This window comes from Humidesulfovibrio sp., from assembly GCF_035560995.1.
Taxonomy (GTDB): Bacteria; Desulfobacterota; Desulfovibrionia; order Desulfovibrionales; family Desulfovibrionaceae; genus Humidesulfovibrio.
Map to the genome: position 1 here is coordinate 1 of NZ_DATMYK010000339.1, position 3,501 is coordinate 3,501.

3 protein-coding genes are annotated in these 3,501 nt (G+C 64.3%); 1 reads left to right on the forward strand and 2 read right to left on the reverse strand.

Going from position 1 to position 3,501, the window contains the following annotated elements:
• Positions 1-1,307: energy-dependent translational throttle protein EttA (gene ettA, locus VN419_RS13580; RefSeq protein ID WP_325647754.1), on the reverse strand; the 1,307-nt coding region annotated here is incomplete at its 3' end.
• Positions 1,308-1,392: 85 nt separating this feature from the next.
• Positions 1,393-2,886 carry a 30S ribosomal protein S1 gene (locus VN419_RS13585; protein ID WP_325647755.1) on the reverse strand — a complete coding sequence of 498 codons (1,494 nt, stop codon included), beginning with the start codon at positions 2,884-2,886 and terminating at the stop codon, positions 1,393-1,395.
• A gap of 194 nt (positions 2,887-3,080) precedes the next feature.
• Between VN419_RS13585 and VN419_RS13590 the strand changes: the two genes are divergently transcribed.
• Positions 3,081-3,368 (forward strand): hypothetical protein, encoded by a 288-nt coding sequence (locus tag VN419_RS13590; protein ID WP_325647756.1) that lies wholly within the window; start codon positions 3,081-3,083, stop codon positions 3,366-3,368.
• Positions 3,369-3,501 lie beyond the last annotated feature (133 nt).

Genomic DNA, 3,501 nt, shown 5'->3' on the forward strand with positions numbered 1-3,501 from the left:
ATGTTGAACTTGCCGATGTAGGCCCGCGCGTTGACCTCGCGGTTGCCCAGCTTGATGAGGTCGTTGCCGCCGGAGATGACCTCGTACACGGTCTTGTCCGCGTCCATGCTGCGGTCCTGGTCCACGTAGGCCAGCTGCACGGTCTCGCCCAGGCGCAAGGTGCCCTCGTCGGGCGTCTCCTTGCCGGTGATCATGCGGAAGAGTGTGGTCTTGCCCGCGCCGTTGGGGCCGATGATGCCCACGATGGCGCCCGGCGGCAGGCTGAAGTCGATGCCGTCCACCAGCAGGTTGTCGCCGAAGGCCTTCTTGACGCCCTTGGCCTCGATGACCACGTTGCCCAGGCGCGGACCGGCGGGGATGAAGATCTCCAGCTCCGGCGCAAGCTTTTCCGTGTCCTGGCTCAGCAGATTCTCGTACGCGCTGATGCGGGCCTTGCCCTTGGCGTGGCGGCCGCGCGTGCCCATGCGGATCCATTCCAGCTCGCGCGCCAGGGTCTTCTGGCGGTCGGTCTCGGCCTTTTCCTCCTGGTTCAGACGCTGCTGCTTCTGCTCCAGCCAGGAGGAATAGTTGCCCTGCCAGGGGATGCCCCGGCCGCGGTCCAGCTCCAGAATCCAGCCGGCCACGTTGTCCAGGAAGTAGCGGTCGTGGGTGACGGCGATGACCGTGCCCGCATACTGCTGCAGGTGATGCTCCAGCCAGGCCACGGACTCGGCGTCCAGGTGGTTGGTGGGTTCGTCGAGGAGCAGGATATCCGGCTTCTGCAACAGCAGGCGGCACAGGGCCACGCGCCTCTTCTCGCCACCGGAGATGACCGAGACCGGCGTATCGGCCGGGGGGCAGCGCAGGGCGTCCATGGCCATCTCAAGCCTGCTGTCCAGGTCCCAGGCGTCGAGGGCGTCCAGCTTCTCCTGCACGGCCGCCTGGCGGTCGATGAGCTTCTGCATCTCGTCGTCATCCATGGGCTCGGCGAACTTCTCGTTGATGCGCTCGAACTCGGCGAGCAGGTCCACCGTCTCCTGGGCGGCCTCGGCCACCACCTCGCGCACGGTCTTGGTCTCGTCGAGCTTGGGCTCCTGCTCCAACAGGCCGATGCTGTAGCCCGGCGACGGGGCGATTTCGCCCTGGAAGTCCGTGTCGACCCCGGCGAGGATGCGCAGAAGCGAACTCTTGCCCGAGCCGTTCAGGCCCAGCACGCCGATCTTGGCGCCGTAGAAGTACGACAGCGAGATGTCCTTGAGCACCTGGCGCTTGTCGTAGAACTTGCTCACGCGCATCATGGAGTAGATGATCTTGTATGGTTCGGCCATGCCTGTTCTCTCTCCTGGTCTTGGTAGACGGGTCTTGGTTAAAGAAAGGGCCGGTATGACCCGGCCCTTGTTGTTTCGCTTGCTCTTACTTCTTGGATTTGAGCGCTAAGGCCAGCTTCTCTCCAAGAAGACCCATTCCCATGGGCTTCTCCGCCGTCTTGGCAGGCTTGGCGTAGCTCTTCCAGTCGGAGTTCTCGCGTCCGCCGCCGCCCTCGTTCTGGGAACCGGCGCGCACCTCGAGGGGGGACAGCGCGATGCGGCGTTCGCCCGCGCGCAGATCCTCCACCAGCAGGGTGACACTGTCGCCGCGCTGGAGCTTGTCGAACTGCTTGGGATCGACCGCCACGGCCATGCGGCTCTTGGGCAAGAGCGCGGTGATGCCGGGCTCAAGGGTAACGAAGATGCCGAAGGTCTCGCGCTTCTCCACCGTGCCGGTCACCTGGGTGCCCGGGGTGTACTTGGCGGCGGCCTCCAGCCAGGGGTCGCCCTCGGCGTCCTTCATGGACAGGGAGATGCGGCGCTTCAGAAGGTCGATCTCCTTGATGACCACGGAGACTTCGTCGCCCGCGGTGAGCATCTCGGAAGGCTTGTTCACGCGCTTGGTGTAGCTCATCTCGCTCACGTGGATCAACCCGTCCACGCCGGGCAGAAGCTCCACAAAGGCGCCGAAGTCGGCCAGGCGCACCACCTTGCCGGTGACCTTCTCGCCGTCCTTCAGCTTGCCCGCGATGTCGGCCCAAGGGTCGCTCATGGTCTGCTTGCGGGAAAGGGAGATCTTCATCTGGCCGGGCTTCTTGCCGGGCTCCACGCCCAGCACCTTCACGCGGATCTTGTCGCCGATGCTGACGGCTTCCTCCGGCTTGGCGATGCGGGCGAAGCCCAGCTCGCTCACGTGGACCATGCCCTCAAGGCCGGGGGCGATCTCGACGAAGGCGCCGAAGTCGGTCAGCCGCACCACGGTGCCCTCGATTTCCTCGCCGGGCTTGATGGTGGCCAGGAATTCCTCGGTGGCGGCCTGGCGCTCGCGCTCAATCAGCGCGCGGCGGGAAACCACGATGTTGCGGCCGCGTTCCTCAAGCTTGGCGATGAGGAAGGGATAGGTGTTGCCGACGTACGCCTCGGTGTTCTCCACGAAGCGGGCGTCGATCTGGCTCACGGGGCAGAAGGCGCGGCGGCCCATGATCTCAACCGAGAAACCGCCCTTGCAGGTCTCCTTGACCTTGCCGTCCACGGGCAGCCCGGCGTCCTTGGCGCTCTGGAGCATCTCCAGCCCGCCGGCTCCGGCCAGGGCGCGGGAGAGCACGATCTCGCTGCGGGTCTTGGAGACCACATACAGGTCGATGCTGTCGCCTTCCTTGTGGGGGAAGTTGCCCTCGGCGTCCAGGAGCTCCTTCTTGTCGGCCACCCCGTCGACCTTGGTGCCGGTGTCGAAGTACACGCTCTCCGCGCCGATGCTGATGATGCGGGCGGAAATCTTGTCGCCCATGTTCAGGGGCTCGCCCTGTCCCGCATAGCTGGCCTCGAAGAGTTCGGCGAAGCTCTGCTCCTGATCCCCGGTGTTCTGTGCCTGATCCGTCATCTGCTGCTCCTGTGCGATGTCCGCAAAGATATTGGCGGCAATGAGCCGCCTGGGGCGTGTATTAACGAAGCACGCGGCATTGTCAAATAAAGAGGTTGCATTTTTGTGTCCGCCCTAAAGATTTTTAAGCTTTTGCCGATAGGACACGAAGAAGGCGTTGTCTTAACCTGCGGAGTAAAGGAGGTGGCTGCGGCATGTCTATCGACTCCATCGGCGGACTGTCCACCGCCTACGACAAGCAAACATTCGGCGCCCAGGTGGTCGGCGCCACGCTGGATGCCCTGAACAATCAGGGTTCCGGCGGCACTCTCCCAATCACCGACAAGGAAAGCTTCGGGGCCGCGGTGGTCGGCAAGACCCTCGACTACATGAACAGCGGCCAAAGTCTCGGCTCGGACATGGCCCAGGGCTATGACTTCAACAAGAGCGTCCTGGGCGGGTATTACGCCGGCACGGGCAACCTCACCAACCTCAACGTCTAACCACACCGCCAGTCAGGACGACGCCCAAGAACCAGGCCCTGTCGCGAAGCATCGCGGCGGGGCCTTCTCACGCGGCGGACCAGACTGCGCCAAGGGCGCGGCATTCAAGGAGCGGATTGCTCCACTTGCCAGA

What these genes read in the sequence shown, in the direction of transcription:
- VN419_RS13585 (WP_325647755.1), bottom strand. Translation starts at nt 2,886, where the DNA reads ATGACGGATCAGGCACAGAACACCGGGGATCAGGAGCAGAGCTTCGCC.
- VN419_RS13590 (WP_325647756.1), top strand. Translation starts at nt 3,081, where the DNA reads ATGTCTATCGACTCCATCGGCGGACTGTCCACCGCCTACGACAAGCAA.